Annotated in this window: 19 protein-coding genes and 1 pseudogene; 5 read left to right on the forward strand and 15 right to left on the reverse strand. The window is 57.4% G+C overall.

From position 1 onward, the window contains the following. The gene (locus tag HGP17_RS14345) at positions 1-675 is read right to left on the reverse strand and encodes a PAS domain-containing protein (RefSeq protein WP_168809990.1); all 675 of its coding nucleotides are present in this window, start codon (positions 673-675) and stop codon (positions 1-3) included. Between the two features lie 120 nt (positions 676-795). On the opposite strand from HGP17_RS14345, the gene HGP17_RS14350 reads away from it, so the two are divergent. After that, a complete protein-coding gene (locus HGP17_RS14350) occupies positions 796-1,932 on the forward strand; it encodes an aminotransferase class I/II-fold pyridoxal phosphate-dependent enzyme (protein WP_168809992.1) in 1,137 nt (378 codons plus the stop codon). A gap of 88 nt (positions 1,933-2,020) precedes the next feature. Next, positions 2,021-3,280, forward strand: coding sequence for a DUF763 domain-containing protein (locus tag HGP17_RS14355; RefSeq protein ID WP_168809994.1), 1,260 nt, complete (start codon positions 2,021-2,023; stop codon positions 3,278-3,280). Between the two features lie 26 nt (positions 3,281-3,306). On the opposite strand, the gene HGP17_RS14360 is transcribed toward HGP17_RS14355, so the two are convergent. The 4 genes and pseudogenes from HGP17_RS14360 to HGP17_RS14375 all read right to left on the reverse strand — a co-directional run bounded on the left by HGP17_RS14360 (position 3,307) and on the right by HGP17_RS14375 (position 8,580). Next, entirely contained in the window at positions 3,307-5,643 is a 2,337-nt protein-coding gene (locus HGP17_RS14360) for a glucose/quinate/shikimate family membrane-bound PQQ-dependent dehydrogenase (RefSeq protein ID WP_168809996.1), read from the reverse strand. A gap of 591 nt (positions 5,644-6,234) precedes the next feature. Then, positions 6,235-6,933, reverse strand: a pseudogene (locus HGP17_RS14365) (alpha/beta hydrolase-fold protein); the annotation flags it as partial. Beyond that, positions 6,930-7,889 (reverse strand): acetylxylan esterase, encoded by a 960-nt coding sequence (locus HGP17_RS14370; protein ID WP_168809998.1) that lies wholly within the window; start codon positions 7,887-7,889, stop codon positions 6,930-6,932. The pseudogene HGP17_RS14365 and the gene HGP17_RS14370, both read right to left, overlap by 4 nt. Positions 7,890-7,968: 79 nt before the next feature. Continuing rightward, complete coding sequence (locus tag HGP17_RS14375; RefSeq protein ID WP_246704087.1) at positions 7,969-8,580, reverse strand: GNAT family N-acetyltransferase; 612 nt, start codon at positions 8,578-8,580, stop codon at positions 7,969-7,971. Positions 8,581-9,003: 423 nt separating this feature from the next. On the opposite strand from HGP17_RS14375, the gene HGP17_RS14380 reads away from it, so the two are divergent. Beyond that, the gene (locus HGP17_RS14380; RefSeq protein WP_168810000.1) at positions 9,004-9,309 is read left to right on the forward strand and encodes a hypothetical protein; all 306 of its coding nucleotides are present in this window, start codon (positions 9,004-9,006) and stop codon (positions 9,307-9,309) included. A 286-nt stretch (positions 9,310-9,595) separates the two neighbouring features. Here HGP17_RS14380 and HGP17_RS14385 read toward each other — a convergent pair whose 3' ends face one another. The 6 genes from HGP17_RS14385 to HGP17_RS14410 form a co-directional block, all read right to left on the reverse strand. Further along, positions 9,596-9,901 (reverse strand): Imm42 family immunity protein, encoded by a 306-nt coding sequence (locus tag HGP17_RS14385; RefSeq protein ID WP_168810002.1) that lies wholly within the window; start codon positions 9,899-9,901, stop codon positions 9,596-9,598. Between the two features lie 62 nt (positions 9,902-9,963). After that, entirely contained in the window at positions 9,964-10,929 is a 966-nt protein-coding gene (locus HGP17_RS14390; RefSeq protein WP_168810004.1) for a spore coat protein U domain-containing protein, read from the reverse strand. A 15-nt stretch (positions 10,930-10,944) separates the two neighbouring features. Beyond that, complete coding sequence (locus HGP17_RS14395; RefSeq protein ID WP_168810006.1) at positions 10,945-13,359, reverse strand: fimbria/pilus outer membrane usher protein; 2,415 nt, start codon at positions 13,357-13,359, stop codon at positions 10,945-10,947. Continuing rightward, positions 13,331-14,050, reverse strand: a complete 720-nt coding sequence (locus HGP17_RS14400) for a molecular chaperone (RefSeq protein ID WP_168810008.1) — start codon at positions 14,048-14,050, stop codon at positions 13,331-13,333. Before HGP17_RS14400 ends, HGP17_RS14395 begins: the two co-directional genes overlap by 29 nt. A 25-nt stretch (positions 14,051-14,075) precedes the next feature. After that, a complete protein-coding gene (locus HGP17_RS14405) occupies positions 14,076-14,573 on the reverse strand; it encodes a spore coat U domain-containing protein (RefSeq protein WP_168810010.1) in 498 nt (165 codons plus the stop codon). Between the two features lie 340 nt (positions 14,574-14,913). Continuing rightward, complete coding sequence (locus HGP17_RS14410) at positions 14,914-15,810, reverse strand: hypothetical protein (protein WP_168810012.1); 897 nt, start codon at positions 15,808-15,810, stop codon at positions 14,914-14,916. A 396-nt stretch (positions 15,811-16,206) separates the two neighbouring features. Here HGP17_RS14410 and HGP17_RS14415 point away from each other — a divergent pair, with 396 nt between their 5' ends. Beyond that, positions 16,207-16,821, forward strand: coding sequence for a hypothetical protein (locus tag HGP17_RS14415; protein ID WP_168810014.1), 615 nt, complete (start codon positions 16,207-16,209; stop codon positions 16,819-16,821). Positions 16,822-17,032: 211 nt separating this feature from the next. On the opposite strand, the gene HGP17_RS33930 is transcribed toward HGP17_RS14415, so the two are convergent. From HGP17_RS33930 to HGP17_RS14435, 4 genes are all read right to left on the reverse strand, one after another. Next, the gene (locus HGP17_RS33930) at positions 17,033-17,821 is read right to left on the reverse strand and encodes a hypothetical protein (protein ID WP_168810016.1); all 789 of its coding nucleotides are present in this window, start codon (positions 17,819-17,821) and stop codon (positions 17,033-17,035) included. 278 nt (positions 17,822-18,099) lie between these two features. After that, positions 18,100-19,332: a peptidase T gene (pepT, locus tag HGP17_RS14425; RefSeq protein WP_168810018.1), complete on the reverse strand. Its 1,233-nt coding sequence runs from the start codon at positions 19,330-19,332 to the stop codon at positions 18,100-18,102. Between the two features lie 165 nt (positions 19,333-19,497). Beyond that, positions 19,498-20,022: a DUF992 domain-containing protein gene (locus tag HGP17_RS14430; RefSeq protein WP_168810020.1), complete on the reverse strand. Its 525-nt coding sequence runs from the start codon at positions 20,020-20,022 to the stop codon at positions 19,498-19,500. A gap of 251 nt (positions 20,023-20,273) precedes the next feature. Further along, positions 20,274-21,521 (reverse strand): adenylate/guanylate cyclase domain-containing protein, encoded by a 1,248-nt coding sequence (locus HGP17_RS14435; RefSeq protein WP_168810022.1) that lies wholly within the window; start codon positions 21,519-21,521, stop codon positions 20,274-20,276. Between the two features lie 218 nt (positions 21,522-21,739). Here HGP17_RS14435 and HGP17_RS14440 point away from each other — a divergent pair, with 218 nt between their 5' ends. Next, positions 21,740-22,327, forward strand: a complete 588-nt coding sequence (locus tag HGP17_RS14440; protein ID WP_205925965.1) for a nucleoside 2-deoxyribosyltransferase — start codon at positions 21,740-21,742, stop codon at positions 22,325-22,327. Positions 22,328-22,329 lie beyond the last annotated feature (2 nt).

The following is a 22,329-nucleotide window of genomic DNA, read 5'->3' on the forward strand; positions in this document are numbered from 1 at the left end:
TCAGGACATCGTTTTGCGGATCTTGGTCTGCCGTGCCTCGCGCAGGTGCTTGTAAACGGTCGCTCGTGAAATGCCGAGAAGGCGCGAGAGATAGGGCACCAGATTGCGGATGGAGAAATAGCCTTCCTGCTCGAGCATCTCGATGAGTGCAGCATGATCGTCCTTGGCCAGGGCTGATGCTGCAAGCCCCCGTTCACCAAGAAAATCCGCTATCGCTGCATTGACGGTTTCCTGCCAATCGGCTCGGAAAAGGGCAGCCGGCTGCGCACCGCCATCCTGGAACGCGGCAAGAAGGCTTAATGCGTCGCGAGCCGCCTCGATCGGCGCAATATCGAAATTGATACAGAGCAGGCCGAGCGGATCACCCGCTGGATCACGCAGCACCGAGGTTATCGACTTGAGCTGCCGCCCATCGAAGTTCGTTTTCCGGTAGGGCCCGATAACATCCGTATCGAGCGCTCCGATATCCTTCAAGTCGGCAAGCGACGAGTTGCCGACTTCGCGCCGTGACAAATTGTTGGCGATGTAGGCAATGGTCTGTGTCGTCAGGTCGTGGATGACGACTTCCGCATGTGGTTTCAGCAGGATCGCAACGGCTTCGGCGACGGGAGCGAACCGAAGCAGCTCCTCCCTCGCACCCGATATTTCTTGTCTCGCGTTCGTTTTATTTGGCATCGCTTCACATCCACCGCATTAATTTACATTGTGTCTATATTTGACAGTTTGTCAAATTCTCTCTAAGTTCGAGCTATTCAGCTGGCGTGAATAAGCGCCGCCCCTTTGGAGAAGTGTGCCATGCCGGTCCTGCCAGATTTCAAGCTCGAAACCTATTTTTCAAAATGGGAGTTCACTGCGCGCTATCACATGACGGCATCGGACGCGCAGAGCATGACGATGGCCGAGCTGCTTGCCATGGCAACGCCCGAGCAGCGAAATGCTCATGACAATCTCTGGCTTGGCTACACGGAAACTTTCGGAGATCCCGAGTTACGCGATATCATCGCCGGCCTCTATACCCAGATGAAGCAACCTGAGATCCTGTGCTTTGCCGGTGCGGAGGAGGGGATCTATATCGCCATGCATGCGCTTCTCGACAAGGGTGACCACGCGATCGTCGTCACGCCCAACTATCAATCTTCCGAAACCATTCCGCTCAGCATCTGCGATGTGTCCGCGGTCGCGCTCGATCCTGACGATGGTTGGTCGCTCGATATCGATGCTGTCAGCAAGGCGATCCGCCCGAACACCAAGCTGATCTCGATCAATTTTCCACACAATCCGACGGGCAAGGTGCTTGAGGCGGAACGGTTTCAAGCGTTGGTGGATCTTTGCCGACGGCATGGCATCTGGCTTTTCAGCGATGAAGTCTATCGCGGCTTGACGGTCGACAAGAAGCCGGTCCTGCCTGCCGCGGCCGACCTCTACGAGCGCGGCCTTTCGCTCGGGGTCATGTCCAAAGCTTACGGACTGCCCGGCCTGCGCATCGGATGGATCGCTTGCCGCGATCATCACCTTATTTCCAAGATGGAGCGGATGAAGCATTATCTCTCCATCTGCAATACGGGGCCGGGCGAAAGCCTGGCAAAGATTGCGCTGCTCAATGCCGACAGGATTCTTGATCGCAACAACCGGTTGGTTGCTTCCAATCTTGAAAAGCTGAAGACGCTGTTTGCGGAATTCGACCATCTTTTCGATTGGTATACGCCTGATGGCGGTTGTGTCTGCTACCCGCGCTACAAGGGTAAGGACGGCGTTGAAGCTTTCGCGCGCAATCTCGTCGAACGGTCCGGTGTGCTTCTATTGCCGGCGAGTCTCTACCATTCGGACCTTAATCCCACTCCACTCGATCGATTCCGCATCGGTTTCGGTCGCGCGAATATAGAGGAAGGGATCGCGGCGATGCGCTCTTATCTGTTGCGCAACGGCTCTTGATAGCCGTTCGGCTGTCTGTTCCGAATGAGTTGGCGTAATGAAGCGCTGCGCATTACAATGGGATTCCTCATAAGCGAGAGTGACCTGTTTGGCGCAGAGAACCGGTAAAGCTGATCTTCCTTTGCATGGCGGCCGCGTGCCGCGGTGGCTTGGCGAGCGCATGACACGATTGGGCGCGGTGATCACCGAGGCGATCGTTCAACATTATGGACGCGATGAGCTGTTCCGCCGCCTGGCAAATCCCTTCTGGTTCCAGTCGTTCGGCGCCGTGATGGGCATGGATTGGCATTCCTCCGGCATTACCACCAGCGTGCTCGGAGCCTTGAAGCGTGGTCTGACGCCGCTTTCCGGTGAGCTCGGCATTCATGTCTGCGGCGGTCGAGGCTCGCATTCCCGCAAGACACCGGAAGAGCTGCTTTTGATCGGCGATCGGGTCGGGATAGACGGCGCATCGCTTGGCAGCACCAGTCGCCTGATCGCAAAGGTGGACAGCGCGGCTGTCCAGGATGGGTTTGATCTTTATCTGCATGGTTTCATCGTGGCCGATGATGGCAAATGGGTTGTGATCCAGCAGGGCATGAACGGCGATCGGCGTCAGGCCAGGCGATATCATTGGCTGTCCGAGGGCTTGACCAGCTTTCTGGACTCGCCGCACGCGGCCATAGAAGGGCGCGATCAAGGGGAGATCATCAACCTTGCCGATCGGCGCGCCGAACGTTCCCGCAGCCGGCAGCTAGATCTCTTGGGTTCGCTCGGGCCGGACAGAATTATTCGCGAATTCAATGCGCTGGAAGGACATCCCCCAGCAACCAGCAAGTTGGATGCACAGCCCATGTTGCCGCATCTCATCATGCCGGCTCATCATGACGTGCGCCAGGAGGATGTCAACATGCGCCGTCTGCACGGAAACCTGGCGGCCGCTGCCGATCGTGGTCCGGTGGATTTCGAAGATCTGCTTTTAACTCCGGGCGTTGGCGCGCGAACCGTAAAAGCGTTGGCGATGGTCGCAGAGGTGGTTCATGGTACGCCGTGCCGTTTTTCCGATCCGGCGCGCTTCTCGCTGGCCCACGGTGGTAAGGATCGTCATCCCTTTCCGGTGCCGCTGAAAGTCTATGACGAGACCATCAGCGTCATGAAATCAGCCGTCAGGAAAGGCCGCCTTGGCCGGGATGAGGAACTCGCGGCCTTGAAGCGACTGGACGATCAATCACGCATCCTGGAGCGATACGTCACCGGACCGGATCTCAAGGAGATCGTTGCCGGCGAGTTCGACCAATCTTTCTCGTATGGCGGTCGGAGCGTCTTCGGATGGGAACCTCCAGCAAATTTCGAAACTCGCAAGAGCTAGGCTTCGCACGTCCCGCCTGTTGCTGGTTACGGCAACGTGTAGCCGATCACATAATCACCGGGTTTGGTGCCGATGGAGCCATGGCCGCCGGCAACCGTCACCACATACTGCTTGTTGTCGCTGGCGGTGTAGGTCATCGGCGTCGCCTGGCCCCCGGCGGGCAGACGTGCCTGCCAAAGCTGCTTGCCCGTCGTCACGTCATAGGCGCGTAGATAATCGTCCACGGCGGCAGCCAGGAACGCAACCCCGCCTTTGGTGACGATCGGACCGCCGATACCGGGGACGCCGACTTTGAAGGGCAATGGCAGCGGCGTCATGTCGTAGACAGTGCCGTTTTTGTGCTTGTAGGCGATCTTTCCGGTCTTGAGGTCTACGCCGGTGACGTAACCCCACGGCGGCGCCTGGCAGGGAACGCCGAGCGGTCCGAGGAATGGCCCCATATAGACGCCGTACGGCGAGCCTTCGTTGCGGTTCAGGCCTTGCTCGCTCCCTTTGTCGCCCTCACCCTTTGGCGGGATTTCGGCGCGAGGTACGAGCCGTGAGGTAAACGCAAGATAGGTCGGCATTCCGAACATGATTTGGCGTTCGGGATCGACGGCAACGCTGCCCCAATTGAATGTGCCGAAATTACCGGGATAGATGATGGAGCCACGCAGCGATGGGGGTGTATAGCGGCCTTCATATTGATGAAGATGGAAAGAGATGCGGCACGCGAGCTGATCGAACAGCGAAACGCCCCACATGTCCTTTTCCTGCAATGGCGGCGGCGAGAACGTCAGATCCGATATGGGCTGCGTCGGAGATGCATGATCCTCCGGAATGGTGCCTCCCGGTGCCGGAATTTCCTTGAAGGGAATGATCGGAGCGCCGGTACGGCGATCGAGAACGTAAACGTCGCCTTGCTTGGTCGAGGCGACCAGGGCGGGTACGACGCTTCCGTCTGCTTTGGTGAGATCGAAGAGCACGGGCTGAGCCGGAACATCCATATCCCAGAGATCGTGATGGACGAACTGCTGGACCCATTTCAGCTGGCCGGTGTTGATATCCAGCGCCACAACGGAGGCGGAAAACCGCTCGACATTGGCATCGCGCCCCATTCCAAGCTGATCGGGTGTCTGGTTACCGAGAGGAACGTAGACCATCCCCAAAGTTTGGTCGGCGCTGGAGACGGACCAGCTGTTCGGCGAATTGGTGGTGTAGGTCTGGCCAACGGGTATGGGCGCGGTTTGGTCGGGATTGCCGGAATCCCAGTTCCAGAGCAGCGCTCCTGTTCGCGCATCGAAAGCGCGGATCACGCCGGATTGTTCCTGGGTCGAATAATTGTCGTTCACGGCTCCGCCGATAATGATCTTGTCGGCGACGATGACGGGTGGTGATGTGGAGTAATAATAGCCGGCGGGATTGTATTTCATCCCCGTTTCGAGGTGCAGGGTGCCCTGGTCGGCAAAGGTTGGGCAGACCTTGCCGCTGCCTGCATCAAGCGCGATCAGGCGCGCATCCGATGTCGGCAGGTAGACGCGGTCGGCGCATGGAGCTCCTGCCGCAGCGGCGTTGTCGTGGTAATAGGACACGCCGCGGCAGGTCTGATGCTGGCGGTTGGGGTTCATGCCGGCGTTGGCGTCGTAACGCCATTTTTCCTTGCCGTCTTTCGCGCCGATAGCAATCGCCAGACTATGCGGTGTGCAGAGAAATAGCGTGTCGCCTACCTTCAGCGGCGTGACCTGATAGGTGGTTTCGCCGATATCGTCCGGACGCTTGACGTCACCGGTCTGATAGCGCCAGACCTCTTTGAGATTGCCGACATTTTGCGGGTTGATCTGATCGAGGGGCGAATAGCGCTGGCCGTAGGAGGTTCGGCCGTATTGGTGCCATTCGCCCTCTGGAACGTTGCCGCCCATCGGCGCATTGGCTATCGCCGTGGTCGGCAGGTCGCCCGCGAGATCGTGAGGGTCGGTCGTCATCGAATAGACGGCCGCCAAAACTCCGATGAGGACTGCGAGGCCGAGGGGCCAGGGATTGGCGCCATAGTGAACACCGTCCAGGCTGCGAAAGCCGAGCGGCCGTCTGATCCATGGCGTCAGCAGCCAGAGCCCGATAATGATAATCAGCCCGCCACGCGGCCCGAGCTGCCACCAGTCGAAGCCCACCTCCCATATCGCCCAAGCGAGAGCAGCCAGCACAAACAGCGCGTAAAGCCATAAGGCGGCAGGCTTGCGCATGACGAGAAGGATTGCAGTTAACAGGAAGGCGAGGCCGGCAAGCACATAGAACGGACTTCCGCCAAGCCAAACAAGCCAGGCTCCGCCGCCGCCCAACGCCAAGCCGATCAGCGCCAGAATGATTGAGGTGATGACGATGGCCATGATCTGCTCCAGTCTGGCCGTCGATCGGACGGCGGTTGATCGAAGGCATGCTGGCTTAGAACGCAATTCCCAAAGCGGCGTGGCGCCGCATCATGTCGGAGGCGAGGGGAGTGAGGATGGCAGCGAGCGGTAGACCGCATGCCGATGGCGATTTGGATCGATACATCAAGCCCCCCAATCTTGTTGGAGATTGAACGCCAGGATTGAAACAATGTTCCAATCCGCTTGCTCGTTCAAGTTCGATGCGGCACTGACCGAATTGATTAACGGACGTAGTTAATTTTTTAACAATTGTCCGGATACTAATGGAACAAACCATGGAATCAAGGGTTTCCGTGCCAAGCCGGAGGACTAGAGATGAATTTGAAGATCGTGACTGCGCAGTCGGAAGTCGAGACGGATGACACCGGAACCTATCCCGACGGCATGGTGGAACGCATGCTGATCGACTTTTCCGCAAGCCACGAACAGCAGCATCGTCGCTCGCATGAGCGCGATTACGGTGCGCACAAGACCATCAAGCCGATCCCGCTCGGTCTCGTTTAAACAGACGGGTTTCGAAAGAACAGGATGGCGCTCAGATGTAGAGCACGCGCCGGCCTTGTGGGCGCGGCCATCCCACACATGCAGGCGGTGATTGATTTGCTTGTCGGCTAGTAGCCGGCTCAGATAATGGTTGTTGTCTAAAAAGGGATCGGCGTCGCCGATCGTTAGGACGATCTCAAGCTGCCGCAGCTTTTCCAGCTGCCATTCGCAGGCGAGGCCCGGTAAAAAGTGCGTTGGCGTGTGAAAGTAAATCTCATCGTCGTAATAGCCGTCAAACAGGTCGCTGAACGCCTCGACCCGCATCGTCAGATCGTACCGGCCTGAAAACGCGACCAACTTGCGAAAGAGGTGAGGGTGGCGAAACGCAAGGCTGGCGGCTTGAAACGCGCCCAGACTGCAGCCCTGAACTATGGTGCATTCATGCCCGTTTTTCTGCGCCATCAGCGGCAGGACTTCATTCAGAATATATTCTTCGAACGCTCTATGACGGCGAATACGCTCTGATGGATGTCGACCCCATCCGTAGAATGTTTCGCCGGCAAGTCCTTCGATACAGTAGAGTTGCAGCTGGCCGGCATTCAGTTTTTCCGCAAGGCTACCGACGATCCCGATCTGCTCGTATTGCCAGAAGCGGCCGTCTCGCGTTGGAAACATCAAGACCTTGGCGCCGGCATGGCCGAACACCAGCAACTCCATTTCTCGCTCCAGCCGCGGGCTGTACCAACGCAAGTATTCGCGGTTCATGATGCCTTGAAGAATTGCCCTACCTTGTCACGCAGAATTGCATTCTGCTGATCCATCCCATCGTATTCGAAATGACCGGCGTCGAGGATGAAGGTTTCATTAAATTTCTGCGTCGCATTTGCGACGGCAAACTGGCAAGGAGGAGCGACGGCGGGATCGAACAAGGCCGGTGCGATCAGCATCGGCACGTCGATACGGCTTGCGGCGATCGCGGCGTCGAAAAAGCGCAGGGTTTCGAGGACGCTGCCGTGCGTCTCCTGATACATCTGCACGGATTGAGCGCTGCCGACGGTCGGCAACGTGAGCCATCGCTGACGGTCTCCGAAGGTCGGGACGACCAAATGGCCGCGATCGATGCGTGAATCGAAGGGGATAGCCAAAGCGCCGATGCCGCCGCCGAAGCTTATGCCGCTATAGCCAATCTGGCCGGCAACCCAGGGGTAGAGGGTTTCGAGCGCGGAAACACCAAGCCAAAGGTCCTCGACGCAACCGCCGATCACATAGCTGTCGCGATGCTCGATCCCACAAAGCACATGGCCGGGCGCATCCGGTGGTATTGCCGGGCAGGCGCTCAAAGAGAGCCCGCGAAAGCAAGGAAACAGAATTGCCGTTTCCTCGAGAGGCAAATCAAAATCCGGTTGATCTCGCCCGCCATAACCATGTCCCACGACCAGACCTCTGCGGACCTGCCCCTCACGGGGAATGAGCAGCCAGCCGTTAATCTGCAGCGCATCCGTCGTGATGTAGCTGATGCCGAAAACATGCCAATTGTCATGCCGCAATTTGCTGTGGCGAAGCCGCGGCTGCGGGTCGACAGCAATGGCGCGCTGGTAGCGCCCATGCCAGAAATCATCGAAACCCGCAGGCGCTTCCGGCACGGCAATGGCCTGCAACTCCTGCAGATGCATGCCATAGGTTGGATCGAAGGCGAAGGAATGAACGGTCGGTATACTCATGGCAGCGTTGTTGCGTGAAAGTATCGACGACGCAAGACGAACCTTTGTGATCGCAGCGAGCCATTGACGCGACCTGTGGCTATCGCATCGGGTTGTCGATGCGATAAAGCACGTGCGGCCTCAGCGCATTTCCCACCGGTACGGTCGTGTCGTCAAAATCGCCGTCCTCCACCCGACGCATCCCGATCTTTTCCATGGCGCACCGCGAGGGGACGTTGATGCTTGAAGTGTAACCGATCACACATTCGGCTTCCAAATTACGCCACGCGAACTCAAGCCAGCGGTGGCTGACTTCGGTGGCGTAGCCCTGCCGCCAATAGTCGCGCCCCAAAATCCAGCCGATCTCCAGGGGGAAATTACCGGGAACCTCCGGGCCTGGGCGTGATAGGCCGCCGCCGCCGATCAACGCGCCGTCGCTCTTCCGTTCGATCGCCAGAAAACCAAACGGCTCCCGCGCCAGTTGTTCGTTGATCTCATCGATCATTTCATCCGTTTCCATGGCTGTCAGCACGCTCGGATAATAATATCTCCTCACTTGCTCATCGGTATTGATGACGGCAAAGGGCGCGCGGTCCCTATCTTGCCAGGGCCTCAAAACAAGTCGTGACGTCTCCAGAGTAAGCATCGTCGTCTGATCTTCAATTCGTTCGAGGCCGCGGAAACCGACGTTTACGTGCGGTATCCAGTGCATCGGGTTATGTGCTGCAAACAGCGTGCGACACCGCCACACCCTATGAAAATATGACGCAAATAGGCCGGCATTCTGGCCACCCAAGGTCGCGTTTAAGCTTTGGTTAGGGTATACTGCGCCGATGATAAGGATATCAACAGTCGCCGTTGGACTATTGCTTGCGGGCTCCGCATTTGCCGGTCAGGAGCAGATTGCCCATGTCCACGCTAAAATCCAGGATTGCTCGGATGCGGCCGATGAGGTTCTGTCGAAAACCAAAGGATGGCTGCTTTCGGTGAGGCCGCGCGAGAATCGCTGCACGGTCACCGTGATTGTTCCTCACGGAGAGGAACGACCCGAGAAGGTCGTCATTCGGATAGACTATACCGATACCAACCCACAAAATGGCCAATAGCCGCCAGCGGTAAAGGGACCGCAAGAAAAATGGGCGAAGTTATTCAATTTAGGCCCGCTAAGCTGCATGCAAGGCACATGGATCCGGAGGGACGTATCGAAAGGGAGTTGCAGCTTCCTTTTGTGCAGGATGCCAAACATAGACCCCGGCCAAACGCGAACCTGGCCGATACCGACGCGACAGCCTCATCGTCCAAAATCAGAATTCCATTTAACGGTATTGCTATCGTCGTGGGGTCCATCCTTGTTTACGCTCTGGTGATTTCCCACGTTGTCGGCCAGCCGCATTATTCCGTGCGCGCGCACTACGTGCCTTCCGCTTTTGTCGGAAACTAGGCTCGGTTGAAGCATTTCGGCTGGTTTTGAACTGATAGGCGACCCAAAAATGCAAGGCGTCACCAAAGCTCTGGTCGATAGGCTCTTTCAAGAGAAAGTATCTTGGCCGGAGCTGATAAAGCAAATTCGCACGATATCAGCTGTAGATTTATTGATGGCCGAAAGGATTGCCCTTTCACATGACGGCTGGCGGCGACTATGTGGCCATCGGATCAACCATGACGCCGAATGCCGAAAAATGGCCTTGTGGCACATTAAATACCATGGCCTAAATTCTCTGATCTCGTCAGTCGGTGATGAACTTGCCGTTATAGCGCCGAGGGTGTTCTAGACATTCCTCGTAAACGAAGGCTCCATCTTCAGTCGCTACAACTTCATTGAGAAGTGGAAGCAGATGTGTTCCCCGCCGCTGCAACCTATTTTGGACTTCATAGAATGAGCATCCAAGCATTGTGGCGTCCGGTTGACTAAGTCCGAACGATCGTCCACCAACATGGATGACAAACGAACCCAAAGCCAATTGTGAAGGGCTTTCAATCACGTCGGCAACCGTACTTTCAACTGCGAAAACGCGGTAGTCACCCACGATCATGCTGTGTCCCCATTTCGTTGCGTATCGGGTAAGACAATCAAGCACGCCAACCCTGGATCGTGTCAATATGTGAGCGTGACGACCACGGTATCCGTGTACACGCCCGGGGATGGTGTGGTTTGAGGTTTCACCTGTCCGTAGACCGTCAGCACTTGGGGTAATCCAGTGCCTGTCCCAGCCACCGTGCTACCAGGGGTACTCGCATCTCCCCATGGCTGCAGGTGGTTTAGATCCTTGTATAGACCATAAGTGATGCTTTCGGTCCCTTTAAACATCTTTCGCGCTGTTGGCGCGGCGTTTGCCGTGCCGCCGCCTAGCGAGATCGTGTAGCTCGTATTCGGCGTGCAGGTTGCCGTGACTGACCCCGTCGCATTAGTGTTCGTGGTCAAAACGCCTCGTGTTCCAAAATCGATATTCTGAATGTTGATCAGGCAATTCGCCGCCACGCTTGCACTGACGCTGAAAGGGGCCGAGCCCGAGGTGCCTGACGGAGTGGCGCAGGTGGTGGCGCTGCTGTACCCATAAAGGAATGTAGTGTCTGAGGCCGCAAAACTCGACGTAAATGCTCCCGTTGCCGCTGTGGGTTGGAAGCCGAGAACAGAGCCATACATGGTGAGACTGCCTGAGGCTCCGACGAGATTGCCGCCGCCAAGCAAAGCCATGGTCAAAGCATAGGCCGGTGCTCGGGATGGATAGGCCCATGTGTTCGATCCCCAGACAACGCTCATGCCGGAGTCGGAATAGAGTTGATAGTTCAATGGTTTGGTTCCGTTCAGCATCTGCCGCGCTGTTGCCGACGATGCGCCGCCGGTGCCGGCGCCGATATTCGGGCAGATCAGCAGACGTTTGCCAAGATCCAGCAATCCCGCGGTACAGGTTACGCTTAACGTCGCGGTCGTATTGACCGGGTTGTTGGACAAAGTGTCGACGGCATTAAAGTTCATGTTGGTCATGCTGAAACTGCACGACTGCGCAAAAGCAAGGGAGGGCAGCAGAAAGACCAACAAAAAGGTAAATGAACGAAGCATGTTTTCAGCTCCCTCTTAAAAACACCGGACATTATCGATCACGACCTGCTCTCCCCGGCGAGGTTTGTATCCAAATTCGGCATGACATTTCGTCCCGTCCTCCAGGGACACTTCGACCGAGTTTTGCTGATGCAGACCGCGAATATAGGCCTGCCCGTCGTAGCCGATGACGAATTCCTCGTCTGACCCCTGTAGCTTGCCGCTCAAGCCAGCGCGGAGCACCGTGCCATTCTTGTCAGAGAGCGTCACCAGAGCTGCCTGAGGCGCCTCCGCGACGCCAAACTTGACGACGACGCCGCTGCGATCCGCAGGGACGACGACTTCTCTTGTCGCTGGCACGTCGGCATCGACCGGCAGGTTTTTGGGATCAATGGAGACGGTATTCGGTTCATAGGAATTGAGATTCGGCACAAGGATGCGACCGCTTTGACCGGTCTTGCCGATCGGTCTGTTCTGTTGCTGGACTTCGACATCCGGCGCGCCCACATCCACGACGGCGAAGGCATCGTCGATGCGATTGGTGGCAAAGACGCCACCGCCGGCAACTGCGATGGCTCCATCGATGCGAGCCGTAGCGCGGGCGTCTCCACCCTGTTGCTGAACGCCGGCTTCGACTTGAGCAAATGGCGCACGATAGCTGACGGCCGCTTCCCTGTTTGCGTCCTTGCCTTCCGATGTGCGCAACCGCCAGCCGAAGCTACCATCTTCCTGCTGTAGCGACTTGGAGACGTCTGCGACGACATTGAGCCCGTTCGGGCCGCTTTCAATGCCTGTGTTGGCGCTGACGTTACCCCCGAATGGAATAGAGAGCCCGGCGAAAATCCCGAAATTCTTACGGTGGTCGAGATCGGTGAAGGCCGTGGCATAAAGCGTCGCATGCTTGAATGTCTGGCTGTAGGAGACGCTGGCGATGTTGCTTTTCGTACCATCGGAAGCTTCGAGCCTCGTGTAGGAGAGGTTGAGACTGGAGAGATCCAGCGGCGCTGGCACGCTGACCGTCACCTGGTCGAGCGCGCGCGGCACGCCGGCGCTGAAGATCGTGAATTCCCCGGTGCCGTTGCTGGTCGGTTTGGCCGTAACGGAAGCAATGTCATCATAGTCGGCAAAGGCGCGCTGCATGCGCGCATAAATCGCCCATCTATCGTGGCTCATTTCGACTGAGGCGTTAAAAAGGGCGCCGGAGCGGTCGCCGCTTTTGCTTGCCGCGCCGGCAACGGAAGCGACACCCCAGGAGCCAAGCGGGAAGGCCGCGCCACCGCCGCCATTCAGGAGATCCGCGCCGCCCTCAAAATGTCCCTCCAATGTAAGCCAGTCGGTCAGGCCGTAGCGAGCAGTCGCGACACCCATGATGCGATCGTCATAGTCGTTCGATTCCGTTCCGAAGTTGCGCCGAGGAACACCGAGCTCGGCTGAGAAATCCAGAAGACCGCGCCGTAGCAGGAGGTTGGAGGAATAGAAGGGCAGTGTCTGTGTGGTCTCCCGTCCAAGGCTGTCGCGCAGGACGACAGTCGCCTGCCCGGCTCCGGAAAAGACGGGCAGGTTGGTGACTTCGAACGGCCCGGCCGGAACATCGCTGGAATAGGTCCTGACATTCTGTGTGTAGATCTCAAGGGTAGAGGGGACCGCGGCCGTTCCGGCAAAAGCAGGAAGCGGCTCGGTCACGAGGTCGGAGCGCAGCGTGAAGTTACGTTGGAACTGTATCCCGCCGAAATAGACGGGTCGCGTCCATGACAAGCCGCCGGTCGTAAGGTCTCCGGCGCGGTAGGTAACCAGATTCTTCGGATCGGAATAGCTCCACGTCGTGTTGAGGCGGGTCAGCCCGTCGAGGCTTCCATTCGAATATCCGGCTATGAAGGATTGGCTGAGCGTGCCGTAGGGGCTGAATATGCGTGCATCGAAGGAACCGGAAATCCCCTGAAACAGATTTGTGTCGTCTTTGAACAGGCTGTTGGAGCTGGCATAAAGCGAATAGTTGAGCACCGCACCATAACCGGACTGCGGTGTTGGGATCTTGTTCTCCTCCTGTTGCCGGACATTGATGACCCGTGGCGCGCGGCCCTTGTCTGTCGTCTGAACATAGATTCGCTGAGTCTCTTCATCGACTTGGTAAGAAAGGTCCGCAAGGGCACTCAGCTCAATCAGCTGTGCGTCACCTGCATCCGAAGGCGGCTTTATCCCGACTTCGCGCAGTTCCTCCGCCGTTGCCGCAAGCGAGCCATTCGGGCGCTGCTTGAAATTGCCGATCATCTTCATTGAGACATTGTTGATGAATACCTCAAGATAAATGTCGCGCGTGCCAACAGGCTGGTCGGCGGTAGCAACGGCTGCCGGCAGATTGGGGACTTCCTGAGCACGCAGCACCGAAACCGAGAGAAGGATGCTTATAACAACGGTGCCGGTCCTAACGCTTGGTAACGGCGATGTTCGCATTAAATGGCCCAAGATCGCTCTGGCCCTGCAAAGTAACCGCACCGCCGGAGAGGGATTTTGCGGTCGTGATCGGCCATTGCATCGTTGCGCCACTCAAGACGTATCCGACCAGGCCGTTGCGACCACCAATCTTCGTAGCTCCCTGTACTAGTGTGACGTTCGAAAGCCGGAAACGGCTGCCGCCATTGTTCTTTCCGGTCAGAAGCAAGCTGTTGCCCTGCCTGCTGATATTCCATGCGACATCAGCAGGCGTGACATCCGCTTTCTTGAAAAAGATCGGAATGGAGTGACGCATGATGAGCGTGACCGTTCCCGCGCGCGAACGCGACGCGTCCGGCAATTCGTCAACGATCACGCGATAGGTCTCCTCCGCCTTGACGGGAGCCTTGCTCGTACGCACCACCCTGACGACATATTGGCCATTCGGGTTCATCTTGGCCGAAGGGGGACTGGCGACGACGTCTCTGGTCGGCTCAAGCCGTTCCGTTCCGCCGGTCTGGCTCCACTTGAACACGCGCACCTGAACATTGATGGGGTGGTCGCCGTCATTGCCAAGGTTGAGAACGGCCGTGCCGGATGGGGCAACGAGATCAAGACTGGTCGGTGCCACACGTAGGGATGCAGCGTTTGCGCCATAGGGACTTAAAAGCAAAAGTATAGTCGCAGCAATGCGTGGCAACCTGCGTTGCATAGCAGCCTCCTGGACCTATCGATTGTCAGTAGGTGACGGTGATCGCCACTGTGTCGGTGTAGACACCGGCAGCCGGTGTCGACTGCGGTGGAACGCGGCCATAGACCGTTATGTTCTGCACAGTACCGTTGCCAGTTCCAGCCAAGGTGTCGGTGCCGATCGTGACGCCCCATGTCTGCGTCCGATTGGTATCGCGATAGAGGCCGTAGCTCACCGTTGCCGCCGCCGGCCCAGTCATGAGGCGGGTGGTTGTTGTGGCGCCGGTGCCAGCACCCGCGCTCAAGCCGACATTGTATGTTTGCCCCGCCGTGCATTGCACGCCGATGGTACTGGTCTGGTCGATATTTGCGGTGATGATGCCCGTGGTGCCGAAGTCAAGATCGCTGGCGCTTTGAACCAGGCATTGTGCCTGGATCGTAATGCGAACGGTCATATTGCCGGTTGCAACGGCTGCCATGGAGGGCGGTGTCGCTATGATCATAGCAGCACCGAAAAAAATGGCGCCGCGCAGTACTCTCAGCATTCGCACTTCCCCTCACCAGGTTATTAAAAACATACGAATATAAGGAGATAATCATATGTTCTTGATTCTGGCAATGCTGCAGAAGGCGGTCGATCACCCCGAGACAGTATCAAATGCATTACTGAAGTTTATCTGGCGGAATTATTCGAACCTTACTTGAGTAGGAATGCATATTTTGGAAATCGTGGTTAACGGCGAATTAAAAAAATCGCTTGTTGATTATTAAAATCAAACAGAAATGCCAGTTCCACTTGCAAAAAGAACCGCTTTTAGTTGTATAAACCGCAGATCCGAAAGGTCCATGCATCGATAGAATAGCGTCTGTGGCGCTCGCAGGCGATCATGAGCTCAGAAATAACGCGTTCGATGGCATCCGAATATCGGCGGCGGCATGGAGAACCTCATGGCTCATGGCGTCGATCATGGCGTATTTTTCCGCCTGATAATTCCAGTATTCCGATACGAATGTATGTGAAAGCCAGAAGCTGCTCTTCCCAGGTGCGCCCACCCAACCGACACTGCCGAATTCGGCTGCGCGCTTGAACAGGCGCTTCAAATGAGTTCTGGAAATCATGAACTGGCTTTGCATCAACTTCATGGAAAGCGGGCCGATCAGTACCTTGTCAGCGGTGAAGTCGATCGAGGTTATGCGCGAAATCAGATAGTCCATGACCGCTCCGCCCGACGTCGCCCAATTGAACAGGCTGAAGGTCACGCCGGGATTGCGAAGGATTTCGCTATCCATGATGCGCTTGGCGATGATCGGGTGCATGCGCCAGATGACGTCTGGATCGAGCGCGATCTTGGCCATGCGATCGCCGCCGTCGAGTGTATCGAGAACGATCAGATGCGTATGGATCCAACGCATCATGTATTCGCGCGTCAGAGCGGATGGTTCGAGCAGCGTGATGCGGCGATCCGAACTGCGCGCAACGGGCTGAATAAATTTATAGGCCAGCATTTCCTTCAGGAAGGCAGCGGCCGTATTGCGGCTGGCGATGCCGTGTTTGACGGCGAAATCGATGAAGCGGCCACTGTAGAGCCCCGGGGCCGGCTCGTCCGGATAACCGAGCGATAGCGAAAAGCCCGCATGTGCGAGGAGCCACCTTTGTTGCGCCGCCATGATCGAAGCGATGCGAGGATTGTCGCTATAGATCGCCATCAGTTCATGTGCGCTATGTAATATAGCTGAAAGAAAATTCTCGTTTTGGCCAAGCTCTTTTGCCGTGAATACCATGCGCGCCGTAATTCTCGCCCTGAAGACAACAAAGGAATCGTGGAGCCGCCCCCTGGCCACAGTATGATAGAAGCATAAAAATATCCGTTTGTCTTGTTGATGACCGCGTTAACTTTAAGGATCAAGCTTAATGCGTCCCGTCTGATACAAGCGTGCGTTTGTGCAGTCTTTGCGAATATGTCGCAGCATCTCGGCCGCCAATGTACTCGCCCGTCGCTCTCATATCCCGTCGCGGGAGCGGCGCCGTTCCCCAGAACGTTGAAGCCCCGCCGATGAACAAGCACACGCCATCAACATTTCTTTGCAAAAGGTCCGCAATTGGCCATCTTTCGGTAAAAGCCGCGCCACAGTTCTCTTCAAAATCGCTGTTCGTGATTTTGTTCAAAGGAGCGGTCGATGGATACGCAGCCTGTGAGATGGTGGAATGGCCAAAACGAAATGACCCGCAGGCTCGGTTCCGGGCTTGCTGTTTGCGGCACGGTGGTCGGTGCTCTCTACATGATCGTGGAGACCGCGCCGACGGAGCGTGCGATGCGGTTCTTCGATGACGGCGGCCGTATCGCCGTCAGCCAGGCGAAACCGTTGGACCGACCTGTGAGCAACCAGCTGCAGGTCGCGGTAGATGCGAGTCCGGCTGGGCAAATGCTGTCCGTGCCGATCCCGACGCCGTCGCCTTTAGCCTCCGCCAAGATTGCGCCTCCTGCGAAACATGTCGCGATGCGCGCCGAAGCCGAGAAGCCCAAGGTTGCCGACGCCGGCAGCGTTGAACTCTTCAATCGCTGCCTGCCACAATGCGAGACGCGAGATCCGATGATTGCCGGAGGTGTCGAAAGCACGCCGCAGGAACCGATGCTGGTTGCCGGGGATCCGCCGCCAGTCGTCGAGGAAAGGGATGGATTTCGGCCGCTTGCGGGTGCCCGGCATCTGTTGATCCGGGCGGTTGACGCGCCTGGCATCATGCTTCGCCGCAGCCGGCAGGCCATCGATAGCGTTGCCCGCCTTGATTGGTAAGCTGCCGCCCCAGTTTCGAACACCCGTCGCCATATCGAAGGGGCAACGGGTGCTTGGAGTAATTCCAGAAAAAGTGAGCAGCGGTTTTCCGTCCGGAATTGCGCGAAAACAAAGAGATAGAGCGAGTTCGGGGATTCCGTGAAAAGCTGAACCGCTCTAGGTCTTGAGGGAGCGACGCAGGTACCGTGGAGGAACGGCACCTGCGCGTGGCTTACAAGCCGCCGGCGCTGGCTGTGCTGCGCAGGAGCTTGCAGAGGCTTACAAGGCCGGAGTCGAAGCTGCCTGAGGCAGAGACCTGACGACAAGCGATGAGCATACGGCGCTGTTCCGCACTCGACATGGTGTGGAAGGCGGCCAGCGTTCGAGTTGCCGAACGAGTATTGTTGTTGCCGGTCCGCGAGCTTCCGGACCCCAATCCGAGTCCGCCAGTGCCACCGCCTGCGGTGCTGATGCCGCCACCATTGGTACCGCTGCCGCCTGTGCCGCCAGAACCACCGGTTCCGCCGCCGCTGCTTCCACCTGAGCCGACGCCGACCCCTACACCGACGCCAACGCCGGATCCACCGACGGAGGCGCCAACACCAGCATTGACGCCGCCCGAGCCGCCGACTGAGGCGCCGAGGCCCGCGTTCACGCCACCGCTGTTGGCGGATGCGCCGACGCCAGCATTGACGCCATTGGAACCCCCGACCGACGCACCGACCCCGGCGTTCACGCCGCTCGTGCCGGATACGGAGGCGCCAACACCGGCATTGACGCCGTTCGCGCCGCCGACAGATGCGCCGACGCCTGCGTTGAGACCGTTGGAACCAAGGCCTGCGCCGAGACCCGCATTGATACCGCCGATAGAGACACCCAGACCCGCACCCAGTCCACCACTGCCGCTGCCAGACCGGCCGCCGCCGTGATCGTTACCGCCGCCCGGTTCTGCATAAGCTGTCGAAGCCAATAAAAGAAAGGCGGAAGCGGCAAGAGCCATCCGTGAAGATAGTACTTTCATGACTTAACTCCGTTTCAGTTCGGCTGTTTAAAAGCCTGTTTCTGATAATCGGAGCGCGCGCACCGTAGAGATGGAACGAAAGGGCGTGTCTTACTGTCCAGTCCTCCCAAGACTAATTTATAGAATAGTCTAATTTAGTAATGCTGCAATAACAATTTTCACGCATGCCTTGCAGAATCAAAACGCCACTGGCTAACCAATGATAACCCTGCCTCATTTTGGGGCAGGGTTATTATGCCTGAGTATTTCAGTCGAATTTTATTCTGAGAGCGCGGCGGTCAAGACCGCTCCGCCCAGATCTTCGCCAGTTCAACGAGTGTTTTGACTGACTTCTCCATGTCTTGTCGGCTGACCCATTCTAGAGGCGAATGAAATGCGTGGCCGCCCGCAAAGAGGTTCGCGCATGGTAGCCCCATGAATGACAGTCTAGAGCCGTCGGTACCGCCACGAATACTGCCGCGCACCGGCGTCATACCGGCCCGGCCGATCGCTTCGACTGCAAACTCGACAATCTGCGGATGGCGATCGAGGACCGTCTTCATGTTGCGATACTGGTGCTTGACCGTGAAACTATAGGAGGACCCGGGATAGGCCGTCATGACGTCCTTCACGATCTGCTCGAGCATGTGCTCCTTGTCAGCAAGGCCGGTTTCATCGAAATCGCGGATAATAAGACCGAGTGTCGCTTTTTCCATAGAAGCGCTGACGCCGGTGGGATGGATGAAGCCTTCACGGCCCGCCGTTGTTTCCGGCGCGATGTCTTTCGGAAGCCTGTCGATGATCGCCCCGGCAATCTTGATGGCATTTTCCATCTTGTCGAAGGCGAAGCCTGGATGGATCGCGACGCCCTGAATGACGATCTCGACACCGTCAGCTGAAAACGTTTCGTCTTCGATGTGGCCGGCCGTTTCTCCGTCTACCGTATAGGCGAATTCCGCTCCGAGCTTCTTCAAATCCATCTTGTCGACGCCACGTCCGATCTCTTCGTCCGTTGTGAAGAGGAGCTTGATGGTGCCGTGACGGATATCCGGATTGTCGATCAGATACTGAGCAGCGGTCACGATCTCAGCAAGGCCGGCCTTGTCGTCGGCACCGAGCAATGTCGTACCGTCCGAGGTGATGATGTCATTGCCGATCTGATCGCGAAGGGCAGGGTGCTCGTCGACGCGAATGACCTGCTGCGGATCGCCCGCAAGCCGGATATCGCCGCCGCGATAATCTCTGAGCATCTGCGGTTTCACGTTCGTTCCGGTGAAATCCGGAGCGGTGTCCATGTGGGAGCAAAAACAGATCACCGGAACCGGTTTGTCGACATTCGACGGAATGGTCGCGTAGACATAGCCGTGTTCATCGAGATGCGCGTCTGGAAGGCCGATCGCCAGCAGTTCATCGACAAGGATCCGCCCGAGATTCTTCTGCTTCTCCGTTGATGGCTGAGTCGTCGACGTGGGATCGGATTGGGTGTCGACGACAACATAGCGAAGGAAGCGATCGGTGACGGTATCGGTCATGTGGTTTGACTCCGGTATGGTTTCGACCTGGCGTTGATAGCTATAGCGGCCGAAATCTGTGTCGTGAATCGATTTTGTGCGGCTGATATCGATACATAAAAAAGGCCGCCCCGATTGTCGCGGAGCGGCCCGATAATGACGCGCGATGACCGCGCGTTATGAAACTCACTCGGCCGAGGTCAGCGTGACCGAAGTGCCGGTCGCAGCAAGGTTAAGGCCGAGTTGGCCCGTGACGCTGACGGTCTGAAGGTGAATGGAGCCGGCCGTACCGCCGACGAGGATGTTCGTGCCGACACCCGCACCAAGCGTGGCTTCAACGGTGGCGCCCTGATAGAGGCCGCTCAGAGAGCCATGATGATAGCCGGCTGTCGGCGCAAAGACAGCCCAGATGAGCCGGCTGCGCGTGGTGAAGCCGAGATCGACGCCCATCTTACGGATGGCGCCGGTGTAATGATCAACACGCTCGCGACCAACTGTCGAATGAAAGGTGCAATCCATCTCCTTGGCTGATCCGAGCACATAGCCGACACCGCCGCCGATTTCGCAATCGATATAACCGATCTTGACGCCGTTGCGCTGATCCGGTTCCTCCTCGCGATAGTTGGTCGGCATATCAGCCGCGCGTGCCACCGCAGTGCCGGCGACAATCAACGATGCGGCTGAAAACGCCAGTGTCAGAACTTTTCTCATCTGTTTTCTCCTTGTCAGAGTATTTATGGGTGGCGGGCACCCTTCGGTCGAGCCGATGGAATCAACCCTTACTTAACGCTTGTAATCGCAGAACGATCCCAAAAATAAGGCCGACATCGTCATGATCCTTCTCACAATATAGGGAGCTGCTTGGATAGAAGCAGTCCTTGCGCTTTCACGATTTGCAACCGACTGAATCGCGCCGGATCAAATCGGCAGCGCGATAGCGAGGAATCCGGCACTTTTGCCGATCACGCGTTTTCCAGCATCTTCTCTTTGGCGGTAAAAGCAAAGACGTCGACAGGTTCACCAAGCCCCTTGAGCGGGAAGGCGCCAAGGCTTTCCATGTCGCGCTGGCAACCGGCCATTTCCACAAATGCTTTCGATAGAAGAACCGGCCGCTTCACTTCCTTCGTCAGCGTTTCCAGCCGTGAGGCGATGTTCACAGCCGGGCCGATCACGGTGAAGTCTAGGCGCGTGCGCGAACCGATGTTGCCGTACATCACATCGCCGACATGAACTCCGACGCCGTAGCGAAGCACCTCGCGGCCAAGCTTGCGGTTCTCCTCGTTCAATGCCGAAACGGCGGCCTGCGCTTCGCTGATCGAGACGAGAAGGTTGTGGCAGGCATTGGGATCGCTGAGCGGGAAGATCGCCAGAAGGCCGTCACCCATGAATTTCAGGATTTCGCCGCCATGTTTTTCGATAGGCTCGACCATGGCATCGAAATAGCCGTTGAGCAGCTCGATCACGTCATCGCGGGGCCACATGTCGGAGATTGTCGTGAAGTCGCGGAGATCGCAGATCAGAATGGCAGCGCCGACCGTCGCGCCGCTGCCGCGCGTCGTAGCACCGGCAAGGATCTGTTCGCTGGCGTGAGGGCCGACATAGGTGCGCAGAAGCGTGCGCGCCATGATGTTCTTCAAGCGGATTTCCGTCACCATCGTCAAAGCGGGCAGTAGATCCCGCAGAAACGTAATGTGCTCTTCCTTGAATCCCCCCGGCGCGTCGGAAGCAAACGTGGCGATGTGGCGCTTGCCAAGCGTGTGGTAGATCGGCCAGGCTATGTAATCCGTCAGCCCTTCCGCACGCATTTCGCGGTAGAGAGGATAATGCAGCTGGTTCTTGTCGAATACTTCAAGATCCTGCCGCACCTCGAGCGCGCCGTTGAAAATTTCATTGATGGGACTTGCCAGAAACTGCGGCGTGTTCTCGACCCCATAACTAAAGGTGGCGATATCGGCTTCCTTCATGCCGGTGCGCCATAGGATGCGCGCGCCGAGCCATTGGGGGTGCAGGGTTCTGAAATGCATGGTCGATCGCGCAATCGGAATTCCGGCCGCCCTCATCTTCTCGCATAGCTCCACGAGAATATTGTCGATGAAGCGTTGTTCTCGAACATCGTTCATCAGCCAATCAAGGATCTTGCTCTGCTTGGTGGGCCAGATGCCGTGATCGTCGTCGTGCGAGCCGGTCATTGCCTCAATGGAAGAATGCATGTCATTTACCCCACAAATGTCTCGGCCGGCGCTCGGCTTTCTCAGCGCCTTGTGTCCAGACACAAATATACGCGCGTTGCCACATAGCGGAAACCGTACACATCGCCGTTTTGCAATTTTGTAGGCTAAGCATTCCGCTGTGGCGCGCGAGCGTTGAATCGTTCATATGCCTCATATGGTTCCGCGGCTTCCGTGGTGCAACATGTTGTCGAAGAGGCATGGCATTGAAAGTCTATCTGGCAGGCCCGGAGGTATTCCTTCCCAACGCAAGAGAAGCTCTGGACCGCAAGATCGCAATGGCGAAGCGCTATGGCTTTACGCCGGTATCGCCGGGGGATCTTGCCGTGCCGGATACGGAAACGAGGCGCGAGCGCGGAGTGGCCATCAGCGCCATCAATGAATTGCTGATGACAAGCGCCGATCTGATCATTGCCAATCTGACGCCCTTTCGCGGCGTCTCAGCCGATGTCGGCACTGTGTTTGAACTGGGCTTCATGTGCGCCCGCGGCTGCCCAGCCTTCGCTTTTTCGAACATCAGCCGAAATCATTTCGAGCGGGTAAGCGATCTCCATCGCGGACAGATCCATCTCGGTGAGGATGGCCGCCATCGTGGCCCTGACGGATTGTCTCTCGAAAATTTCGATATGACCGACAATCTGATGCTGGACGGCGGGATCGCAGCGCGGGGCGGCGTCATCATCACACAGGAAGTGCCGCCGGATCGGTTGTTTCTCGACCTGACTGCGTTCGAGACGTGCCTCAAACTGGCGGCCGACAAGCTGCTGAAGACGGCCATCGGCGCGTGACG

It is taken from the genome of Rhizobium sp. P38BS-XIX (assembly GCF_012641435.1).
In the GTDB taxonomy this organism is placed as follows: domain Bacteria; phylum Pseudomonadota; class Alphaproteobacteria; order Rhizobiales; family Rhizobiaceae; genus Rhizobium.